This window comes from Pseudomonas sp. P5_A2_2, from assembly GCF_054177685.1.
The window spans coordinates 1-2,109 of the sequence record NZ_JBGCUL010000791.1 but is presented as its reverse complement, the minus strand read 5'-3'; the positions used below and the strand labels follow the sequence as shown (position 1 = coordinate 2,109).

Genomic DNA, 2,109 nt, shown 5'->3' with positions numbered 1-2,109 from the left:
CTGCAAGTGTTGCAAGATGAAGGCGTGCGCCAGGACTTCCTGCTGGACTTCGCCGCGCCGACCACCCTGGCAATGGTCGCGGTCGGGGCCAATGGCTCGCCGCAGTACAGCTTCCGTGGCGAAGGCTGCGCGGATCGACAATTGCAACCGGAGCACCTGCCGGCGCTCGGGCCTGAAGTGCGCGGCCTGCATATCGGCTCGTTTTCCCTGGTGGTGCAGCCGATTGCCGACACGCTATTGGCCCTGGTGCGCCGGGAAAGTAGCAAGCGCCTGATCAGCCTCGATCCGAACGTGCGCCTGAATCCGCAGCCGGACATTGACCTGTGGCGTAACCGGATCGCGACGCTGGCAGAGTTGGCTGACCTGATCAAGGTCAGCGACGAGGACCTGCATCTGCTGTATCCCGACCAGGATCCGGCGCGGATCATCGAAGGCTGGTTGCAGCACCGCTGTCAGCTGGTGTTCCTGACCCGGGGTGGCGAAGGCGCGAGCGTGTTCAGCCGGGCTCATGGCTCGTGGTCGGCTCCCGCCCGTTCGATAAAAATCGCCGACACCGTAGGCGCAGGCGATACCTTTCAGGCGGCGCTGATTACCTGGCTGACCGAACAGCAGCTGGATTCGGTGGACGGTGTGAAGCAACTTGGCCGCGAGCAGATCGACCGCATGCTGAAGTTCGCGGTGCAGGCGGCGGCGTTGACGTGCAGCAAGACTGGGCCGGATTTGCCTTATCGGCAGCAGTTGGAGTTGCACTGACACTGATGTCCTCATCGCGAGCAAGCTCGCTCCCACAGGGTTCCGGGTCGTCCACAGCATTTGTGTCCACCCTTTGGCACTTTGGGAGCGAGCCTGCTCGCGATGACTTTCCATCAGGCGCCCGATGGTCTTAACTGATACACAGGATCGCGCATCCGCAACAGGCGGCGTTTAGCCGGGTTAACCCTCGTTTAACCGTGCGATCCGACACTTCACTGGACCGCACGCCCTCAGACTGTTCTGACGCCCAGTGCGGCAAGTTCGACAAGCCACACATCGAACTGACTTTCCGTCCGCACCGGAGATCGCTGATGAACACTCGTACCCTGCTGGTTGCCACCGCCTTCGCCTGCGCTGCGTTTGCCGGCCTGGCTCAGGCCAATGACACCACTGACTCTCAAGCCGTGCCCTATCACTACGGCATGCCATTGCATGTCAGCAAAGTGATTTCACTGACCGAGCCGGACACCCTTGAGTGCAAAGTGGTAGATGCCCAGATGAAGTACATCGATGACAGGGGAAAACCCGCAGAGATTACCTACCGTAAACTTTCCGACGCCTGCGAGAACCAGAGCTGACCGAAAAGTCTGATTTGCTGGCGGTTGCCGTTGAACTGGCGCTGGGCCTGGCGTTCTTCCAGACCCGGCGCGTGTCCGTGGAACTCGAAACAGCAAGCTAGAGCGCTTTGCCCAGCATCGAGTGTGGCTCGACGTCTACGTGATGCTGTCTGGAGCGCAGTTGGGCAATCAACTCGTTTATTTCCCGACAACCATTGAGCCCGGAGGCATCGATGCCGGTGACCAATAGATCCAGATGATCGGTTTGACCGTCGGCATAGACCTTGACGGTCATGGACAGATCCGGTGACAGCGTGCACTGGCAGCGCTTGGGTAGAAAACTGCTTTCGATGATGTTGCGAATTTCCAAGGCAGAAAGAAACATGGCGACTCCCTCCTATGTGAGACTGCCAATGACGGTCAATGCTMGCTCATATGGAATCCCGGCAAGCTTCAAGGACAGCTACAGCATAAATCATGCTCCGGATTTCGCTGTGCAGTTCATCGGCAATTCATGGGTTYAGGCAAGTCACCTGTAAAGCCTGCCATGCAGTTCGCAATAAACACACCTTGTAACCCTGCAATCTGCATGCTGGGCGCCACGGGTTTGCCTTCACTGCACACGGCAGTGAGAATGCCGACCTTCACTTCAAGCAAGGAGGCAACCATGAGTTCTTTGACTACACACGCGACACTCGGGCTATTCGCTCTCGGACTGACGGGCCTGGCACACGCCGCCAAACTCGAAGACACCGCGCCCTATCCGAAGGCCGAAAGCGGGTTTACCCGCCAGGTGATC

Annotated in this window: 3 protein-coding genes and 1 pseudogene; 3 read left to right on the top strand and 1 reads right to left on the bottom strand. The window is 58.9% G+C overall.

What is annotated here, in order from left to right:
- On the top strand, positions 1 to 753 hold a 753-nt coding region (locus ACXRVY_RS25760), incomplete at its 5' end, for a carbohydrate kinase family protein (RefSeq protein ID WP_458238597.1).
- Positions 754 to 1,064: 311 nt separating this feature from the next.
- The gene (locus ACXRVY_RS25755) at positions 1,065 to 1,331 is read left to right on the top strand and encodes a DUF2790 domain-containing protein (RefSeq protein ID WP_223458123.1); all 267 of its coding nucleotides are present in this window, start codon (positions 1,065 to 1,067) and stop codon (positions 1,329 to 1,331) included.
- Between the two features lie 97 nt (positions 1,332 to 1,428).
- On the opposite strand, the gene ACXRVY_RS25750 is transcribed toward ACXRVY_RS25755, so the two are convergent.
- Positions 1,429 to 1,695 carry a DUF1652 domain-containing protein gene (locus ACXRVY_RS25750; protein WP_223458125.1) on the bottom strand — a complete coding sequence of 89 codons (267 nt, stop codon included), beginning with the start codon at positions 1,693 to 1,695 and terminating at the stop codon, positions 1,429 to 1,431.
- Positions 1,696 to 1,977: 282 nt separating this feature from the next.
- Here ACXRVY_RS25750 and ACXRVY_RS25745 point away from each other — a divergent pair.
- Positions 1,978 to 2,109, top strand: a pseudogene (locus ACXRVY_RS25745) (serine protease inhibitor ecotin); the annotation flags it as partial.